The following is a 19097-nucleotide window of genomic DNA, read 5'->3' as shown; positions in this document are numbered from 1 at the left end:
CAATCATTTGTGACGTGAATTCAACATGGCCCGTTTCGACACCAACCGCTCGGCCGAGATGGAGGTCTTCGTCCGCGTCGTGGACCTCGGCGGCTTCACCCAGGCCGCGCGAAAGCTGCGCCTGACGCCATCGGGCGTCAGCAAGCTGATCTCGCGTCTGGAGGCGCGCCTCGGCGCGCGGCTCGTCAACCGCACGACGCGCATGCTGACGCTGACGGCGGAAGGCCAGGCCTTCTACGAGCGCTCGTTGCGCATCCTCGCCGAGATGGAGGAGGCCGAGCGCGAGGCGGCCTCAGGCGCGGCGCCGCGCGGCCGCCTCACGGTCAATTGCAACATTCCCTTCGGCATGCTGCATGTGATGCCGTTGATCCCGCGCTTTCTGAAGCAGCATCCCGACGTCACGCTCGATCTCGTGCTGACCGATACGGTGATCGACCTGATGCAGGAGCGCGCCGATGTCGCCATCCGCGTCGGTCCCTTACGCGCCTCGCGTCTGGTCGCGCGAAAGCTCGGCACCAGCCGCATGGTGGTGGTCGGCGCGCCCGATTATCTCGCCCGTTGCGGCACGCCGAAGATTCCGGCCGACCTCGCCGACCACCGCGGCATCGGCTGGACCTTTCCACGCAGCATCCGCGGCTGGCCGTTCAGGCGTGGCGACCACGCCGAGGAGGCCCTGCCCCCGCCCGTCGCGCGCGCCAGCGACGGCGAAGCCGCCCGCCGCCTCTGCCTCGGCGGTGTCGGTCTCGCGCGCCTCGCGCTCTTCCACATCGGCCCCGATATCGAATCCGGCCGCCTCGTCCCGGTGCTGCAAAGCTACAATCCCGGCGACCGCGAAGACATCCACGCCGTCTATGTTGGCCACACCGCCCCACTCCCGGCGCGCGTGCGCGCGTTCATCGATTTCCTCGCCGAGCACGTGCGCGTGAGCGACCCCGCATTGAAGCGGGCCGCGGATGGGAAGTGGAAGCTGGTGGGGTGAGGCGCGATGGCGGAGCGAGCGTCAGCCAATCCAGATTGATGCGATCATGTTCCGTGTGGCTGGACCGTCGAGGACACGCCGCCGGCGCTTGCGCGATGGCGCGGAAATCGCGAAAATCCCGGCTGTTTCAGAACTCGCCAGGGGAATTCCACACAAATGCAGTTCGATGACGTCATCCTCGGTCGCCGGAGCATCCGCGGCTACAAGCCGGATCCGGTGCCCAAGGAGCTGATTGCGGAAATCATTGGATTGGCGATGCGCGCTCCGTCGTCGATGAACACCCAGCCCTGGAATTTCTATGTCATCACCGGCGAACCACTTGATCGGATCCGCGCCGGCAATACCGAACGGATGCTGGCGGGCATTCCGCAGTCGCGCGAGTTCCGCACGGGCCAGGCCTTTGCAGGCAAGCACCGCGACAGGCAGGTCGGCGTCGCCAAGCAATTATTCTCCGCGATGGGAATCGAGCGCGAGAACATGGAGAAGCGCCAGGACTGGGTCCTGCGCGGCTTCCGTCAGTTCGACGCGCCCGTCTGCGTGATCATCACCTATGACCGCGTGCTCGACGGTAGCGACGATACGCCCTTCGACTGCGGCGCCGTGGCGACCGCCCTGGTCAATGCCGCGTGGTCCCGCGGGCTCGGCGCCGTGATCAACAGCCAGGGCATCATGCAATCCCCCGTGGTGCGCGAGCACGCAGGGATCGCCGACGATCAGGTCATCATGAAAAGCATCGCGCTGGGCTGGCCGGATGAAACTTTTCCGGCGAATGCCGTGGTGTCGGCGCGGAAGTCCGTCGAGGAAGCGACGGTGTTCGTCGGGTTCGAGACGTAGCGGCGCGCGGTCGGAAGGGCTGGAGGCACAGCAGTGATCCGCGCCATGGTCCGACGTGTCCTTGTGCTGGCGGCGGCTTTTGCCGCCGCCTTGACGCCGGTCATGTGTCTTGGCGAAAGCAGCAAGCCGTTGCCGGCGAAGGCGACGCGGGAACTACCCGATGACCTGCTCGCGCTGCTCGAGCAGAAAAAGATGCCGAAGTATTCACCTATCCTCGTGCGTCTCTTCAAGGAGGAGGCCGAGCTCGATGTCTGGAAACAGGACACGACCGGCCGTTTCCAGATCCTCAAGACCTATCCGATCTGCCGGTGGTCGGGCGATCTCGGGCCGAAATTGTACGAGGGCGACCGACAAGCTCCGGAAGGGTTCTATACGATTACACCTGAGTTGATGAACCCCAACTCCAACTTCTATCTTTCGATCAACCTCGGCTTCCCCAACACGTTCGACAAGGCGCACAAGCGCAATGGCAGTTTCCTCATGATCCACGGCGACTGCTGGTCGAGCGGTTGCTATGCCATGACCGACGAACAGATCGGCGAAATCTATGCGCTGGCGCGCGACACATTCCTCGGCGGCCGCCCGTCGTTCCAGGTCCAGGCCTATCCGTTCCGCCTGACACCGGCAAATCTGGCGCGGCATCGAAACAGTCCCAACCTCGCGTTCTGGAAAATGCTCAAGATCGGCAACGATCATTTCGAGACGACGCGAATCGAACCGAAGGTGGATGTGTGCGACCGCCGCTACGTCTTCGATGCGCAAGGTCCGTCGAATTCGCCGTCGCCTCCAGTGTTCAACCCTACCGAAAAATGTCCCCCCTTCGCCGTCAATCCGGACATCGCGCGGCGGGCCCTGGAGAAGAGGCGCGCCGACGAGCTCGAATACGCGCGATTGCTTGAAGACGATTTGCCGGCCGCCCCGATATACAGCGGACTGGACGGGGGAATGAACAAGGTGTTCCTCACACGGTTTCCGGGCAGAGTGACGCTTGCGAAAGTCATGCCGTATGCATCCTACCTGCCGCAATTGCCACCGATCCCCTGGATCGACAGGGATGGCTCGTTGACGAGCAGATGGTTTGGCAGCTTGTTGGACCAGCCGCCGGAATGCAATCCAACGCGTATCGGCTTCCCGTCAGGTCGGTGCTGAACACTCGTGCGGCGTCCGCGATGGATCATCAGCAGACGATGGCTGGCATCGACATTCCGTCCCAACGAATGCGGTGGCGTCGGAGCCGAGGTCTGTCGAGAAAGCTACGGTGTTCGTCGGATCTGGGTTGGATAGGTCTGCCGTAATATGATGGGGTAACGAGGATGACGTCGAAAAGGCCCTTTGACGGCTTCGACTTCGAAGGCTTCTGGGACGACTGTCCGTATTCCCTGGAGAACTATGTCGAGCCTCCGCCAAGCGACGGGCTGATCGCCTCGATTGAAGAGGAGATGGGCGGGTATCGGCTGCCGGCGGCCTATGTCGATCTCGCACGGCGCCACAATGGCGGAATGGTCAAGCGCAGCTGCCACCCAATGAAGGAGCGTACAGGCTGGGCGGAGGACCACGTGGCAATCGAGGGCCTCTACGCCATCGGCCGCACGTGCAAATATTCACTCGGCGGCGAGCTCGGCGCCAAGTTCATGATCGAGGAATGGGGCTACCCGCCGATTGGCATCGGCATCGCCGACACGCCGGCCGGAGGCCACGAGCTGATTATGCTGGACTACCGGACCTGCGGAAAGCGCGGCGAGCCGCAGGTCGTGTACGTCGACCAAGAGGCTGACTACAGCATCGCCGTCATCGCGCCGGACTTCGAGTCCTTCATTCGAGGCTTGGTCGAGGAGTCCGAGTACGACACCGCTGATGAGGATCGGGCTGCTGCGATCGCAACCGTCGAGCGGGGAACGTTATCGCCAATCGTGGTGCGAGCCTTGGCCGCCGTCGGCGACCGTCTGCCGCACGGCGAGCAGATGTTGCGCACCTTGGCCCGGCAGATCGTGGACGAGAAAGGCTTCTTTGCCCTGCACGACGACGAGCGCTCGCACCTGATGTATGGGCTGATGTTCTGGCTCTATTCGAGCCTTTGTACCGCCAGATCCTTCGAAGCTTTCGTGGGCCGTCCCGAGACCGGCACCTCCTACGACTCGCCATGTTACGAGCTGATGATCGCTTTCGACCTCGTCGCCGAACCTTACGGCTTCAACACGCGCGGGTACGCCGAGGGCTTTGTGAGGGACTGGTGGGACGCGTGCGTCGCCCGCGGCGACATCGTCGAGATGGCGGAAGGCTACCGTCTGACCCCCAAGGCCGAGGCGGCCCTGCTCGGCCGCTTGGCGACGTTTGCTGGCGCGCAAGGCAAATAAGCCGGCGCGATCGATTTTAGCCAATGGCGGAGGGAGAGAAACCGGGTTCGAACATTCTCCAATCGCCTAAACCGCGCTCGTCGCAAAAACTTATGAAGTTTCAGCAACTTCGATTTTGGCGTCGAAGGGCACTTACCGCTTAACTGCCTGGGCCAAGCGAACGGGCCGTGCATTGAGCGCAAGGTCGATAGAGCTTGGCGTGATCGTCTGTTTTGCGCGCCGAACCGGGCGAGTGCTACGCAAGGACCCGGCTTTCGATTTCGCCGCGCTCGATCGTCAGCGTCACGTCGGCGAAGGTCTCGAGCAGCTTCGGATTCGACTCCGTGATCAGCAGGGTAATGTCGCGGTCATGCGAACGAAGTCGACGCAGCGCCTCGGCGTACCTCTGCGCCAGCACAGGGGCGAGGCCTTGGAACGGCTCGTCCAGAATGACGAGGCGGGTGCCTAACATCAGTGCGCGCCCGAGCGCGACCATCTTGCCTTGGCCGCCCGAGACGGAGCCCGCCGGGCGACTCGCCAGTTCCTTGAGCTCCGGCAGGACGGAGTAGGCTCGCTCCAGCCGCCGGCGCACCTCGTCCGCACTAAGTTTCGCGACGCGACCGGGCAAAAGAATGTTTTCTTCCACCGTAAACGCCGAGAAGAGACGACGGTCCTCGGGGGCGTAGCCGATGCCTAAGAATGGCCGGCGGTGCGGAGGAACATGTCTCATGTCCTGACCGCCTAGGCGCACGGTGCCGCTCGCCTTCGTGAAGCCCATGATGGTCCGTACCGTCGTGGTCTTGCCAGCGCCGTTTCGCCCGACGAGCGCGGCGGTCGCACCCGGCGGCAGCGAGAAGCTGACGCTGCGCAGCACCGGCGCATCGGCGATCGCGACGTTGACGTTCTCAAAGTCCAGCATCGCCGTCATATACCGATCACCTGTTCGCGGACCTTGGGATCGGCCAGAACCTCCGCCGGCGTGCCGACCTTTTGGATCTTCCCCACGTTCCACACCGCGACTCGGTGGGCATAGCGCTCCACCATGTCCATGTCGTGCTCGACGAAGACCGAAGTCACATTCTCCTTGGCGAGCGCGGACGTCAGGATGTCCATGATCTCCAGCTTTTCGGCGGAGGCGACGCCCGAGGTGGGCTCGTCCATCAGCAGCAGTCTGGGCTTAAGCGCGAGCGCCAGAGCGATGTCGACCAGCTTACGTTGTCCCTCGGGAAGCTCCCTCGCCTTGCGAGACGCGTACAACTTGACGCCGACGAGATCCAGAAGGCGCTCCATTTCAGGCAGCTCAGGCAGGGCGGAAAGAGCCGTGAAGCCGGAAGGGCTTCCCAGCCGCGAGGCCGCGGCGATCAGCATGTTCTCCATCACAGTCTGATCGAGAAAAAGCTGCGGTATCTGAAAGGCCCGCGCGATGCCGAGCTTGGTGATCGTGCGCGGGAGCTGCGCCGTTATTTCCTGGCCTAGGAAGGTGATGGTTCCGGCCTGCGGCCGCAGATAACCCGTCGAGATGTTGAGGAAGGTGGTCTTTCCGGCGCCGTTCGGTCCGATAATCGCGAGGTTCTCGCCTTGGAGCACGTCAAGATCGATACCGTCGGCGGCGACGACGCCACCGAACCGGATCTTGATGCCCTTCGCGGAAAGGAGGACGTTGGCCATCAATGTCCTCCCTGCTTCGCCTGGCCGTAGCGCTGCCTGAGACCTATCAGTCCGTTAGGCGCATAGAGAATAATGACGATCAAGACAACGCCGAGGATCAGCTGCCAGGTGTCGGCCAAGTGGGCCGCCGCATAGAAGCGCACGCACTCGAACGTCGCCGCGCCGGCGAACGCTCCGAAGGCGTGGGCGCTGCCACCGAGGATCGCGATAAAGACGAACTCGCCCGACTTCGTCCAGAACCCGAACTCGGGCGTGGCGATCTGCTGGATGATCGCCACCAGCGTGCCGCCGATGCCGCCGAGAAAAGCCGAGATGACGTAGCCTATCAGAAGCACGCGCCGTGCGGACGTCCCGAGGTATTCGAGCCGGGTCTCGTTCGATTTGATGGCACGCAGCATGTGTCCGAGCGGGCTATCGAGATAGCGTTGCACGCCGTAGAACGCGATGACCGCGATCAAGAGGCTCACGTAAAGAATGACGTACTGGAAGGTTTCGGGGGTGAACGACAACCCCAACAGGGCCGGACGAGGGACGCGGATGCCGTCGGCGCCGTTGGTGTAATGAAACATCTTCTCCAGCAGCGACCACAGCACCATCGAAAACGCCAGATTCAGCATTCCGAAAAAGATTTCCCGGTAGCGCACGACGAAGAGCCCGACGATGAGGCCGAAGACCGCCGAGGTTATGCCGCCGAGCGCTATGAAGAGCACGATGTCGCCGCCGCCGACGTATTTGCCCCAGAACGCCGAAGTATACGCCCCGGTAGCGAAGAACATTGCATGTCCGAACGACACCTGCCCCGCCTGGAGCAGAAGAATGATACCGAGAACGACGATGCCCTTAGCGAGGATCAACGCGAATAAGGTCGCCCAGCTCGATACCAAAAGGGGCCCGACGGCGCTGACCAGAAAGAAGATGAACGCGATCATGGTGACCGGCTTGATGCGCCCGCTCATCATATTTTCCTTACCTGCGCAGCGCCGAACAGGCCGAACGGACGCACCAGAAGCACCAGCACCATCAGCAGATAGGGAACGAGAACTTCGAATTCCGGCTGGAGATAGATCACGAAGGCACGAGTCAGGCCGATCATCAGCGCGGTGAGCGCGGTGCCCTCGATCTGGCCGAGACCCGCGGTCGCAGCGACGGCAAAGGAAAGCACGATCATATCGGCGCCCATACCGGGGACCAGCGAGGTGGTCGGCGAGGCCAGCGCGCCTCCCAACGCGGCCAGGCTCGCGCCGATGACGAAGGTGACGAAATACACGCGTTTTGCGTCAATTCCGATGGCCGTCGAAGCTTCGCGGTCCTCCGTGACCGCAAGGATCACCGCTCCCGACAGCGTCCTGCGCAGGAAATAGCGGAGCCCGAACAACGTCGCCAATGCGACGCCGGGCAGCAGAATGACCTGATACGACGTGTAGCTGACGCCGAGCACGGCGACGTTGGGAAGTAGTCTCAACGGCTCTGCGGCGAAGATGGGCTGCACGCCCCAGATCAGACGCTGCAGGTTGTCCATGATCATGAAGGCGGCGAAAGTGATCAGAAGCTGAAGGACGTCCTCCTGTCCGGAGAGCGGTCGGAGCAGAAACCGTTCGATGAAACCGCCGCACACGACACCGATCACGATGGAGGCGGCCAGCAGCGCGGGATAGGTGAGCCAAGGCGAGATCGGCGCGATTGCAAGGCTGAACGTCGCAGCTAGGTAGGCGCCGAACGCGTACAGCGAACCGTGCGCAACGTTGACCACGCGCAGCACGCCGAAAATCAGGCTGAGCCCGACCGAGACCAGGAACACCAATGCGGCGTAGCTGATCCCATCGAGGATCGCCAAGATAGCGAGTGTCGAGTTCATGATGGCCTTCGGAAAAGGTCCGTCCTCCGGACGCGGCTCGGAGGACGGGGATCAAAAGTCGAGCATGCCGTTACTGAGCTTTGAATGTCGGCACGTCCAACTTGACGAAGTCCGGCTTGAGCGTCTTGAGCCAATCAACCGACCGTACGCCCGCCGGGTTGGTGATCATCTTCGGATCGAAGATCATAATGTTGTCGAGCAGCTTGAAGTCGTACCCCGGAACGGACTTGGTGACGCCGACCAGTTGAGCCTCGAGACCCTGGTTGTCCTCAGGCCGCAGCGTAATCGGACGGCCGAAGCCGGTGGCGAACTCGGCGCCCGCCGTCGCATCGACGACCTGTTCGCGCGTGGGCCAGTTGCCGCCGTTGGACTTGATTGCCTTGTCGTAGGCCGTCTGCAGGGCCTTGAACGCCTGCGCCATGTGATAGACCGGGTAGATCGGCCATGCACCGGTCTTCGCCTTGAACGCTTCATTGAACGCCTTGAAGGCCGGGTCGTCCTTCTTCTCGGGATGCAGGAACCAGTGGTCTCCGCGCGCGCCGACGATCAGGCCTTCAGGCAAGTCCTTGCCCAACCGCTGGATCGATGATTCGCCGATGCCGAGCACGAAGGTCGACTGCTGCAACAGGCCGCGCTGACCGGCCTGGCGGACCAGCGTGTCGAGATCTCCGCCCCAGGACGTGGTCAGAACCACATCCGGCCGCAGCGCCAACAGACGGGAGACTTCAGTGGAGTAGTCCGGTGCGCCGAACTTCGGGAAGAGCTCCGCGACGACTTGCACATCCGGCTTCATCGCCTTGAGCGCGGTCGAAAAGATCTCCCAGCTCTCCCGACCCCATGCATAATCCTGATTGACCACCGCGATAGTCTTAAAATCGGGCTTGGTCTTGAGCAGGTAAAGGAGCACGGCCAGCATTTCCGGCGTGCCGTTCGCCTGAGTCCGGAAATTGTAGCGGTACTTCTTGGTTTCGAGGATGGAGGCCGCACCGCAGTCCCACATGAAATTCATGACTTTGAGGTCTTCTGCGACCGGCACCAGCTGGGTGCAGCTGCCCGAGGAGATCGAAGCAAACGTGGCATCAACCTTTTCGTCCTGCACCACGCGTCGGTAGTTCGAGACGAGCGCCTCGCCTCCCGCGCCTTCGTCGATGAAAGAGAGCTTGACCGGCACGCCGCCGATGCCGCCTCTCTTGTTGAGGTCCTCCGCGATCATCTCGGCCGCGGCTTTCGCCGGCACACCGAAGACTGACGCAGGGCCCGACAGGAACGTCGTGATGCCAATTTTGAGCTCCGACGGCTTGCTCTGCGCGAGCGAGGTGCCTGGAAACGCCGCAACTACAAGCCCGACCACAACCGCAGCCTTGAGAAATTGCATCGAAAGTCCTCCCTTTTTTATATGTCGCGCCCGGCTTCAGCCCTGCGCTTCTTATTGCAACAACGCTACTATAATTGGCACGTGTTGCCAGCCCTCTTCGCCGCCATTCGCGAGCCGCCGAAAGCCGGTTCGACGCAGCCGCCCATTTTGTCGGCTGCGAATGTATTGGAATGGACAAGGTCCCCGGAATGATCGATGCCCCCCAATCCCACGATGGGATAAAAGCTCCGGCCAGAGCCCTTGCGCGCCATCCGTGCCTGCTCTTCCGCATCATCTCCGCCTGGACCTTCTTCGCTTCGGCAAGCTTCGCACGTTGGTGGCGAGCATCTGCTGCATCCGCAAGTTGGCGGTCGCGCTGGCCGAGGTCGTCGGCGAGCGCAAGACGTGCCTTTCCTGGTGGTGGTTTCGGCGATGGCGGTGGTCCGCAACTTGGGCTGGTCGAAATGAGCACTTTTGCGCGTGCGAAGTGACGTCCCTGGATTGGCTTACGGATGGGACGCTTCGCAGCACTGTCGGGTGAACCGGGACGCCGTCCAGAATTATTGACAGCTCTACTGCGGCGTGTTGAACTTAAGTGCATCCTGCTGGCGCCTCTGCGGCTTTGCACAGAAGCGAACCATAACAAAATTCGCGACGAGGGAGGCAAAGAATGACCCGCAAATATTTGACGGCAATGGTCGCTCTTCTCGGGAGCGTATTGTCGAGCACGGCACTAAGCGCCCAAGACCTTAAGCTCTACGCGTTCAGTTCCGGCGCGTTGACTCTCGGCAAAGGATTTTTGGTGAACGGCGCACCCATGGAGCCGGCGATCCAGGTTCCGGTCGGTTTTTATGTGATTAAACATCCGAAAGGGAATGTTCTCTTCGACACGGGTAACAACGACAAGATTATCACCGACCCAGGCTACTGGGGTGCCGCGTTCACTGGGTTGAAGCCGGTCAACACGCCAGATGTCGCGATCGATACGCAGCTGAAGAAAATCGATCTTACGCCCGACGATATCACCTACGTCGTGGTGAGCCACCTCCACCTCGACCACGGCGGCAACGTGGCCAAGTTCCCGAAGTCGACGCTCGTCGTGCAAAAGAGCGAGCTTCAGAACTTCTTCTGGCCGGAGCCTGGCACCGGCTCCAATTACGTTCTCGGCGACGTCCTTCCGCTGCGCGGAAACATGACACCAAGCGCAAACGCGGTGAAGATGTTGCAGCTCGAAGGCGATCAGGACCTGTTTGGAGATGGCACGCTCGTCGTGAAGCGCTGGGTTGCCCACACGCCGGGCAGCCAGATGATGACGGTGCGGCTGAAGAACACCGGCCTCACCATCCTCACCGGGGACAACGTCTATTTCCGCGAGAACGTCGAGCAGAATATACCGCCGAGCACCCCGTTGGTCTATTCGACATCGGGATTCTACTCGGCCTTCGAGTGGATCAGGCGGGAGATGGCGACGCAGAAGGCAAATTTCTTCACTGCCCACGACCCAGACGCGTTCAAGGCGATGAAGAAGGCGCCGGAATTCTACGATTGACCGGCTCGACGCCGCCACTGGACCTGCGCCTGACCGATCAACCGCGCCGAGCCCCGGCGGGGCTTGGCATCGCGCCGGCTGAAAGCTCGCGGCACGGCATCGCCGTCGCCTCCGTCGAACGGCTGGGCAAACGTTATGGCCGCCGCCAGGCAGTGGACGGCGTCTCGTTCGAGGTGAACGAGCGGGAAGTGGTGGGCCTGCTTGGTCCCAACGGCTCGGGTAAGACCACCATCTTGCGCGTCATCACCGGCTATCTGCGGCCGACCGAAGGGACCGTCCGCATCGACGGCTTCGACGTGGTCCGCGACGGACACCAGGCGCGCGCGCGGATCGGCTACGTGCCGGAGAACGCCCCGCTCTACAGCCATATGCGGGTGGACGAATTTCTCCACTTCATGGGCCGGTTGCGGGGCTTGCGGGGAGGTGCGTTGCGCCGAGGCATCGAGTCCGCCCGTGCGCGGCTCGCGCTCGAGCCGGTCGGCGACGCCGTGATTGGCCGGCTGTCGCGCGGCTATCGGCAGCGCGTCTCAATCGCTCAGGCCGTGCTGAACGAACCCAAACTGTTGGTGCTCGACGAGCCGACCAACGGCCTTGACCCGCGTCAGGTCATCGAGCTGCGCGGCCTGCTGCGGACGCTGGCTCGCGACAGCGCGGTCCTTGTAACCTCGCACGTCCTAGCCGAGATGGAACGCGTCGCCGATCGGGTCGCGATCCTGCTCGACGGGCGGCTGCTCACCGTTCACCACCTGGCCGGCGCCAGGCGCGGCGCCTCGCTCCGGGTCCGCGCCCGGGCGGATCGGGCGGACGAGGTGGCGGCGGCCTTGTCGGGCATGGCGGGGATCGACAGCGTGACCCGCGAGCAGCAGTCTGATGACGACTTGGCCGGCTGGCGGGTGGAGGTGTCGGAGCCCGGCGCCGCGCCGCACGTGGCCGCGACCCTTTGCCTCGCCGGCATCGCCAGCGTCGAGACGGTCGAGACGGCTTCAGACCTGGAGGAGCTGTTCCTCCGGCTAACGGCGAGCCGAGCGCTCCAATGACGGCGTTTCTCGCCCTGGTTGCCAAGGAGTTGCGCGCGCTGTTCGTCTCGCCGATCGCTTACGCCGTCATCGCCGTTTTCCTTGTGCTCAACGGCTACGGCTTTGCCGTCACGCTCATCGCGACCAAGCAGGCGACGCTGGTGAACGTCTTCTTTCAGGCGGCCGTGCAGCTCGTCCTGTTCGTGCCGCTCGTTACCATGCGGCAGTTCGCGGAGGAACGCCGGGGTGGCACCCTCGAGCTGCTGCTGACGGCACCGGTGCGCGAAGGCGACATCGTGCTCGCCAAGTTCGCAGCCTCGATGGGCATGCTGCTCGCGATGGTCGCGCTCACGTTGGTCTATGCGGGGATACTGGCGCGTTTCAGCACCCCCGATTGGGGGCCGATCTATAGCGGTTATCTCGGCCTCGCTCTGCTCGCCGCCGCCCTGGTCTCGATCGGTCTTGCCATTTCCGCGCTCACAGCCAACCAGATCGTGGCGGCGGTCGTCTCGCTCGGTGTGTTCGGGATGCTGTGGGCGATTGACGCCTGGGCCGCGTTGCTGCCGTCGCCGATCGACAATTGGGTGCTCGGACTGTCGATGCTGGCGCGCTTCCAGCCGTTCGCCGTCGGCGCCATGTACGCCTCGGATTTCGGCTTCTTCCTCGCGGTGACCCTGCTCGGGCTGTTCCTCGCCGTGCGCGGGCTGGCCCGGCGCTGACGCCATGGAACACTCCGAGCTCGACTGGAACGCGTTGCTCTGGGCTGGTGGCTGGCTCGCCGCCGTCCTGGTGCTGTTCGCGACCGGGCTGAGGCTGCCGCTGCAGACCGGGCTCGCGGGCTGGCGGGGGCGGGCCTATTCTGCCGGAATCGTGCTGGCCGCCGTCGGCGCCGCGGTGCTGGCCAATGTCGCGCTGCATCTGCACGACGTGCATTTCGACCTGACGCGGGAGAAGGTCTATACGCCCTCGGGGGCGGCCATGCGGGCGATCGACGAGGTCTCCCGCGAGGTAAGCGTTACATACTTTTATCGCTCGCAGGACCCCGCGGGGCGACGCGCGCGCGACCTCCTTGCGATCATGGCCCGGCGCAACCCGCTGCTCAAGGTCGTCGCAGTCGATCCCGACCGCGACCCGAGACTGGCGCGCGAGCAAGGGATCCAGATCTACAACGCCGCGGTCATCGAGGCGGACGGACGTCGGGTGCTGGTGCAGGGCACCGACGAGACAGAGATCGCCATCGGTATCCAGCGCGCATTGCGCGGGCGCGCGATTACGGCCTGCTTCCTCGAGGGCCACGGCGAGCTGCCGATGGATAATTTCGAGTACCACACGCACCTGGAAAGTGGCGCTGGCCACAGCCACGACGACGCCAGCTCGCAGGTGGTGGAGATGCCGGGCCACGGCGCGGGGCGGCTGCGCCGCGCGCTCGAAGCGCAGGGGTATGAGGCGCGGAAGCTCGTCCTCGCCACCGAGGGCGCTGTGCCTGCCGCCTGCACGCTCCTCATCGCGGCCAATCCGCGGACCACGTTCCTGCCGGCTGAGAGCGCAGCCTTGCGCGCCTATCTGCGGCGTGGCGGGTCGGTCCTCCTCCTCCTGGACCTGGGTTTCGTGCTCGAACCCGGGCTCGCCCGGCTCATCGCCGAGCTCGGCGCCCGCCCGGAGCAGGAGGTCGTCGTCGATCCCTTGAGCCACTACTCGACCAACCCCGAGATCGTGGCGGTCACAGGCTACGACCCCCATCCGGTTACGCGTTCGATCTCGCTCACCTTCTATCCCGGTGTCCGTCCGATCACGCTGTTGCCGCCGGCTGGCGACCTCCGCGTCACCCCGCTGCTGCTCAGCAGCCGCGACAGCTACACGCGCCCGGTGAAGCCGGTGGGGTCACACTCAGTGGAGCCTGACGCGACGGGGGAGAAGGGCGGGGCCTCGCCCCCGGTCCCCGGCCCGCGCGTGTTGGGCGTCGCCGTGCAAGGGCGCCTCGACCGCGACGCCGAACCCATGCGCGCCTTCGTCGTCGGCGACAGCGATTTCGCCAGCAACTCGTTCTTTCCCTATATGGCGAATAGCGACCTTCTGCTCTCGGTAGCCCGGTGGCTGGCACGTGAGGAGCGCACGACGGCCGTCGCCGCGCGCGTCCCCGTGCCTCCGCTGATCGCGTTGACCGGGCGGCAGTCGAATGCGGTGTTCTTCCTGGTCGTCGTCGCAATGCCGCTCCTGGTGATCGCGCTCGGCTGCGTCGTTTGGTGGCGGCGCCGATGAGGGGGCACGTGCTGCATCCCGTCCTCGCGGCGCTCGCGCTCCTCTACCTCGCGGCGATGGTGGTGAGCGGCGCCATGCCGGTGCAACGCCAGCTCGTGCGGTTCGAGGCCAAGGGCGTGCTCAAACGCGCGCCGGAAGAGGTCACGCGGGTGGAGTTGAGCCGCGGCACGCGGCGAGTTACCCTGCTCCGTGCGGGCGAGACAGAGTGGGTGACGCCTGATGGCGTCAACATCGGCGCCGCCGGGCTCCAGGCCAGCAAGGCCGTTCAAATCATGCACAATTCCGGGCCTGTCCGCGAGATCGAGGCGGCAGGGCTTGTGGGGAGCGATCCGGCGCCGTTCGGCCTCGACCCGCCGCGGCTCTCCGTGAAGCTTTACGGACGGGACGGCGATCTGGTGCTTGCCGCCAGCTTCGGTGAGTTCAACCCCGAGGGGTACCTCCAGTACATGCGCATCGATGGCAATCCGCGGCTCTACCTGATGTCCCGCTTCGTCGGCGGCGAATGGGCCGAGGTCATGACTGGAGCGGAAGCGCTATGACGCCGCCCGCCTCTCCCCATCGCACGGCGCCGTGGGCCGCTCTTGCCCTGCTGCTGTTGTTCGGAACAGCGCACGGACACGTCGCCGGATCGATGGGCTATGCCACGGTGAGCCTGTCTGGCGGAACTGTCCGATATAGCCTCACGCTCGGGCCCGACGCGCTTGCGGCGGCCGTCGCCGAGACGGCCGCCGGCGTACGGCCGCAGCGCAATGAAAGCTACGCCACGCTGGCCGATTTGGTCGCGCGCAAAGTCTCGATTTCCGCAAAAGAGGTGAAGTGCGAGCCGGTGCCCGGGACGGTCACGGCGCCCACGCCAGACCGCGCCAACGCCGTGGTAATCGTCGATTACGCCTGCCCCGGTCCGCCGCACGAACTTTTGCTGCGCGACGACCTGTCCGACGCGCTCGGCAACGACTACCACACGCTTGTCCGTGTCGAAGGCCTGGGGAGCGTGCAGCAATACACCCTCGAACGCGACCGGCGCGAGGCTCGCCTCGCTGTCGCAGCACCGAGCGGGAGCCCGGCGCCCGAGGTTACCGCCGGGAGCGGCGTCTTCGCCTTCTTTCGGCTCGGCATCGAACACATCCTGACGGGAATTGATCACCTCCTGTTCGTGCTGGCCCTCGTCCTGGGCGGCGGAGGAATCGGATCCTTGTTCGCCGTCATCACCGCCTTCACGGTGGCGCACAGCATCACCTTGGCCGTGGCGGTACTGGGCGCGGCGTCGCCGCTTAGTTGGATCGTTGAGCCGGTGATCGCGCTGTCGATCGTCTACGTCGCGGCCGAAAATATTTTCGTCAGGCGCACGGCGTCGTGGCGCTGGGCCGTGGGCTTCGCGTTTGGCCTCGTGCATGGTTTCGGCTTTGCCGGCGCGTTGCTCGATCTCGATCTGCCGCCGGCCGCCCTGGCCGGCGCGCTCGTGTCGTTCAACCTCGGCGTTGAAGCCGGCCAGGCAGCGGTGATCGCCGCTTTCCTGCCGGTCCTCCTCTGGTTTCGGCGCGCCGCGTGGGAGCGGCGGGCGGTGACGGCGCTCTCCGCGCTCGTGCTGGTCGCTGGGCTCGCCTTCCTCGTCGATCGCGTTCTAGTCGCCGCGAACTGATGAGATTCCGCTTAGTCGGGTCACCCCTCGTTATGTTGACCTCCTCAACTTGTGCGGCTGTCTCTTCAATCCGGCGTCCGATTGGAGACGTACTTGCGTCCAATTCGAGCAATGGCGGACCAATTTGGCCCGTTAAGACATGCGCAACCAGCCGTGACGCGGTCATTTTTTGGTCTCGCCTTGGTCTCGCGGTGTGTCGGCTTCGACCTTCAAGATCACAGCCGGCCATTATGCAAGTTTAGGGTGTAGTTCGACAATTGTCCGTATACAACAGCAGGGAGTGTGCACGATTGGGGATACATATGCCGAAATTGCCGGGCGCCGATTTCCTTCATCGATTGGCAGATATCGCCGATCGCGAAACCTTGCCGCGCTTTCGAACCGACCTTGTCGTCGATTCCAAAACCGGGGCGGGTTACTTTGACCCGGTGACCGACGCTGACCGGCAAGCCGAGATTGCGATTCGAGCAGCGATCGAAGCCGAATATCCTGACCATGCTATTCTGGGCGAAGAACTCGGTCTAACCGGAAGCGGAACTTGCCGCTGGGTCTTGGACCCCGTGGATGGGACGCGTCCCTTCATCTGCGGCCTTCCTGTCTGGGGCACGCTGATCGGGCTCACCGTAGATGGCCGAGCCGAACTGGGAATGATGAGCCAGCCCTTCACGCGCGAGCGTTTCTGGGCCTCCGCCGATGGAGCCTGGTGCGAATATGCAGGTAAGCGCGAGCGACTGTCTACGCGAGACGTCGGCACGCTTTCGCGGGCCATCCTGCATACGAATTCGCCTGAGCGCTATCATGGTGAGCTCAAGCGGGGCTTCGATCGCCTTGCCGCCTCGGTTCGAATGACTCGCTACGGTGGCGAATGCTATGCCTTCGCGATGGTCGCTGCTGGCCGTATTGACCTCGCAGTCGAACCTTCGCTCCAATCCTACGATATCGTCGCGTTGATCCCGATCATCGAAAAGGCGGGCGGAGTGGTGACGCGGATTGATGGAGAAAGGGCCGAGGAGGGTGGCCCAGTCTTAGCTTCAGCAACTGCCGATCTTCATCAAGAGGCCCTTCACCTCCTCAATAGCGGGGTTAACACGCGGGCTCAGTGAGCGCCTCGTTCCGCGGCGGCAAACTCCTCCTTGTGGATCATTGAATGAACGAGATCATTATCCGTGCTGCCACGCAATGCGATCTGCCTGCGGTCTTGACACTTTACCAGCACCTTCATCCGCATGAGGCTCAACCGGAGGCGGCAACAGCCGAGCGCGTTTGGGCGACCCTGCTTGCTTCCAGCTTCATGACTGTGATTGTCGCGCAAACAGCAGAACTGCTTGTGTCTTCATGCACTCTCGCCATCGTGCCGAATCTGTCTCGCGGCGGTAGGCCGTATGGAGTGATCGAAAATATGGTCACCCACGCAGAATACCGAAAGCTCGGGCTGGGCCGCCGGGTTCTTGCCCACGCTCTTGATCTCGCCGCGCGGGCTGATTGCTATAAGATTCATTTGGCGACAGGTTCGAAGCGTGAGACGACCCTGCGCTTCTATGAAGGGGCGGGCTTCGAGCGCGGCGGCAAAACATACTTCGAAGTGCGACGCCCCTGGCGGGCCCTGGGCAATGGACACAATGAATGAGGGGCTGGGCCATTTCTTGTATACGCCCCGAGCGGTGGCCGCGACAGGCTTTCGCTGTCAAACTGGCTGTTGATGCATGCCCCTCTTGTGGTAGCCTTGGCGTGGGGGTACGCGCTGGCCAAGCAAGTACCTCCCTTTAACTAAGCCCCGCCTCCTCTCGGAGGCGGGGTTTTTCCGTATGCAGAGTGGAGACCACGAAGGCCACGGCGCCAACCCGTGACCACGTGTTTAGGCGCCGCTATGCTTACGCATGCGTGAGATCTTCTACATTCTCCAAGAACCCATGTTCTGGCTGGCCTTGGCTTTTGGGCTGGCTCCGATCATCATCGGCGTCATCATTCTATGGCCAAGCGGCCGAGATCGCCGGTGAGACCTTTCGCGTTCTGGCGAACGTGGCTGAAGCTCCAAAGGTGCCGCGGGGGGATGTCTGTTGTTGGCCCCGATGAACCTTAGATCAGAGCGCCATAAGGTCTGCCTTCTCAAGGTGGCCCGAACAGGATCATGCAGGGCTGGCGAAGGCAGCCTCTGGCCGGGAGCAGGCGCTGGGCCGAAATGACCACTTCGTTTTGTGGTGCGAAGCGACCTTCCCTGTGGACGGGCTCATGGCATCGGCTGCCAATACGCTTTGGCGTACACGATCAGTGTGTTAGCGTAACTTTGGGCGGCAGGAGCCGTGCCTCTGTGGCTCTGAGTTGCTTCCCGCCTTTTGAAATTCCCGCCGGGAGGCGGGCTTCTTCTTTTCCAATTGTCCATGAGCTGTTGGTGAAAACGCACAAGCCAGATTGGGACGCTACGAAGTCCGCTGCGCTTTACATGCTGAGGAACGGCCTCGCGAGTTACAAAGAGATCGCGGAGCTTTCCGGCTGTTCAAAGCAGGTGGTGAGGGTTTGGGGTCTCAAAGTTGATGCGCCGAAAGCTCGAAAGCGATATCTCCGGCAGGCTTGGACACGCGCAAAACGGTTGCGTGGCTGATCGACTGCCGGCCCGAGAGCTTGCTCCGAATCGAGATGAACATGAGGTGGTGTAAGCCCTGTAGACCAAGGTGCTAAGTCATGGGTCACGATGAACTGGTGATTATTGTCAGAGTGGCCGGAGCCCTCGCGATCGGCGCGATGATCGGCTTCGAGCGCACGTTTCACGGACGTCCAGCAGGCTTTAGAACACATTCCCTTGTCTGCATTGCCTCTTCTATTCTGATGATCGTCACGGTTTACCAAAATCAGTGGATGACTCTGCTCGAGCATGACGCGATTCGCACCGACCCAACCCGCATGGCCCAAGGCATCATGACTGGCATTGGCTTTTTGGGCGCGGGCGTCATCTTCAAAGAGGGATTGACTGTCAGAGGACTAACAACGGCCGCGTCAATTTGGGTGACGGCGGCTATCGGTATTTTGGTTGGAATTGGATTCTGGTTTGCTGCCTTCGTAGGCGCTTTGGCGACTCTCATGGTGCTCGCGCTGTTTAGGCTCATCGAGGCGCGACTGCCGAGCGAGTTCTATGCTCACCACATGCTGCGTTTTGCGCGGGATCGGGTGATGGGAGAAGACGAGGTTCACAAGATGATCGGCGATCACGGTTTTACGATTGCCAACTTGTCATCGCGATTAAGCGAACGCGGGCAGCAGTTCGAGTACCGGATGACGATCAAGAGCCGCGACAGGCTCAACGCCGAACGACTCGCAAAACATTTGCGCGACCGACCAGAAGTTGTTGAGTTCCGCATCACCCCAACGGGCGACTAAGAAGGCAAGTTCGTTGACTTCCTCTGCGGCGCGGATGTCCCCTGTTGGCCCCTTAGTGGACCTTTGTCGGCGAGCCCGCCGATTGTCTGCTTTTACTCACTGACGACATTCCAGCCTCAAAGCAGGCGTGGGTCCGTGGGCTCGTCTGCTCAATCAGGATCGTGCGGCGCGGCTTGAAACTCTGAGCTGTATAACTAGCTATGGAATAAGTCGGCCAATGGCCGACCGCCTTAAGCAAA

18 protein-coding genes are annotated in these 19097 nt (G+C 62.9%); 13 read left to right on the top strand and 5 right to left on the bottom strand.

The genetic code is table 11. From position 1 onward, the window contains the following. Positions 1 to 25: 25 nt before the first annotated feature. The 4 genes from XI05_RS00665 (at position 26) to XI05_RS00650 (ending at position 4167) form a co-directional block, all read left to right on the top strand. The gene (locus XI05_RS00665) at positions 26 to 979 is read left to right on the top strand and encodes a LysR family transcriptional regulator (RefSeq protein ID WP_271497902.1); all 954 of its coding nucleotides are present in this window, start codon (positions 26 to 28) and stop codon (positions 977 to 979) included. A 156-nt stretch (positions 980 to 1135) separates the two neighbouring features. Then, positions 1136 to 1813, top strand: coding sequence for a nitroreductase (locus XI05_RS00660; RefSeq protein ID WP_271497899.1), 678 nt, complete (start codon positions 1136 to 1138; stop codon positions 1811 to 1813). A 33-nt stretch (positions 1814 to 1846) separates the two neighbouring features. Further along, a complete protein-coding gene (locus XI05_RS00655; protein ID WP_271497896.1) occupies positions 1847 to 2962 on the top strand; it encodes a L,D-transpeptidase family protein in 1116 nt (371 codons plus the stop codon). A gap of 164 nt (positions 2963 to 3126) precedes the next feature. Continuing rightward, complete coding sequence (locus XI05_RS00650; RefSeq protein ID WP_271497893.1) at positions 3127 to 4167, top strand: SMI1/KNR4 family protein; 1041 nt, start codon at positions 3127 to 3129, stop codon at positions 4165 to 4167. Positions 4168 to 4402: 235 nt separating this feature from the next. Here the strand turns inward: XI05_RS00650 and XI05_RS00645 are convergent, their stop codons facing one another. The 5 genes from XI05_RS00645 to XI05_RS00625 form a co-directional block, all read right to left on the bottom strand. Then, positions 4403 to 5074, bottom strand: a complete 672-nt coding sequence (locus XI05_RS00645; RefSeq protein WP_081494394.1) for an ABC transporter ATP-binding protein — start codon at positions 5072 to 5074, stop codon at positions 4403 to 4405. After that, positions 5071 to 5814, bottom strand: a complete 744-nt coding sequence (locus XI05_RS00640; RefSeq protein WP_038973276.1) for an ABC transporter ATP-binding protein — start codon at positions 5812 to 5814, stop codon at positions 5071 to 5073. Before XI05_RS00640 ends, XI05_RS00645 begins: the two co-directional genes overlap by 4 nt. Then, positions 5814 to 6770, bottom strand: a complete 957-nt coding sequence (locus tag XI05_RS00635) for a branched-chain amino acid ABC transporter permease (RefSeq protein ID WP_240536513.1) — start codon at positions 6768 to 6770, stop codon at positions 5814 to 5816. Before XI05_RS00635 ends, XI05_RS00640 begins: the two co-directional genes overlap by 1 nt. Beyond that, on the bottom strand, positions 6770 to 7669 hold the full coding sequence (locus XI05_RS00630) for a branched-chain amino acid ABC transporter permease (RefSeq protein ID WP_038973278.1): 900 nt from the start codon (positions 7667 to 7669) through the stop codon (positions 6770 to 6772). The genes XI05_RS00635 and XI05_RS00630 overlap by 1 nt, the downstream gene beginning before the upstream one ends. 70 nt (positions 7670 to 7739) lie before the next feature. After that, complete coding sequence (locus XI05_RS00625) at positions 7740 to 9044, bottom strand: ABC transporter substrate-binding protein (protein ID WP_038973279.1); 1305 nt, start codon at positions 9042 to 9044, stop codon at positions 7740 to 7742. A 649-nt stretch (positions 9045 to 9693) separates the two neighbouring features. On the opposite strand from XI05_RS00625, the gene XI05_RS00620 reads away from it, so the two are divergent. From XI05_RS00620 to XI05_RS00580, 9 genes are all read left to right on the top strand, one after another. After that, positions 9694 to 10572 carry an N-acyl homoserine lactonase family protein gene (locus XI05_RS00620; protein ID WP_081494395.1) on the top strand — a complete coding sequence of 293 codons (879 nt, stop codon included), beginning with the start codon at positions 9694 to 9696 and terminating at the stop codon, positions 10570 to 10572. After that, complete coding sequence (locus tag XI05_RS00615) at positions 10569 to 11609, top strand: ABC transporter ATP-binding protein (protein WP_271497890.1); 1041 nt, start codon at positions 10569 to 10571, stop codon at positions 11607 to 11609. The genes XI05_RS00620 and XI05_RS00615 overlap by 4 nt, the downstream gene beginning before the upstream one ends. Beyond that, positions 11606 to 12307 carry an ABC transporter permease gene (locus XI05_RS00610; protein WP_271497887.1) on the top strand — a complete coding sequence of 234 codons (702 nt, stop codon included), beginning with the start codon at positions 11606 to 11608 and terminating at the stop codon, positions 12305 to 12307. Before XI05_RS00615 ends, XI05_RS00610 begins: the two co-directional genes overlap by 4 nt. Positions 12308 to 12311: 4 nt before the next feature. Continuing rightward, positions 12312 to 13847 carry a GldG family protein gene (locus XI05_RS00605; protein ID WP_271497885.1) on the top strand — a complete coding sequence of 512 codons (1536 nt, stop codon included), beginning with the start codon at positions 12312 to 12314 and terminating at the stop codon, positions 13845 to 13847. Between the two features lie 8 nt (positions 13848 to 13855). Then, entirely contained in the window at positions 13856 to 14386 is a 531-nt protein-coding gene (locus tag XI05_RS00600) for a hypothetical protein (protein WP_271497882.1), read from the top strand. After that, on the top strand, positions 14383 to 15486 hold the full coding sequence (locus XI05_RS00595) for a HupE/UreJ family protein (RefSeq protein ID WP_271497879.1): 1104 nt from the start codon (positions 14383 to 14385) through the stop codon (positions 15484 to 15486). The genes XI05_RS00600 and XI05_RS00595 overlap by 4 nt, the downstream gene beginning before the upstream one ends. A gap of 302 nt (positions 15487 to 15788) precedes the next feature. Then, complete coding sequence (gene hisN, locus XI05_RS00590) at positions 15789 to 16589, top strand: histidinol-phosphatase (protein ID WP_271497876.1); 801 nt, start codon at positions 15789 to 15791, stop codon at positions 16587 to 16589. Between the two features lie 44 nt (positions 16590 to 16633). Continuing rightward, a complete protein-coding gene (locus XI05_RS00585) occupies positions 16634 to 17113 on the top strand; it encodes a GNAT family N-acetyltransferase (protein WP_271497873.1) in 480 nt (159 codons plus the stop codon). A 1052-nt stretch (positions 17114 to 18165) separates the two neighbouring features. Continuing rightward, positions 18166 to 18858 carry an MgtC/SapB family protein gene (locus XI05_RS00580; protein WP_271497870.1) on the top strand — a complete coding sequence of 231 codons (693 nt, stop codon included), beginning with the start codon at positions 18166 to 18168 and terminating at the stop codon, positions 18856 to 18858. Positions 18859 to 19097 lie beyond the last annotated feature (239 nt).

Source organism: Bradyrhizobium sp. CCBAU 11357, assembly GCF_028128865.1.
Lineage (GTDB): Bacteria > Pseudomonadota > Alphaproteobacteria > Rhizobiales > Xanthobacteraceae > Bradyrhizobium.
The sequence above is the reverse complement of the archived record's forward strand: the minus strand, read 5'-3'. Positions and strand labels throughout refer to the sequence as shown.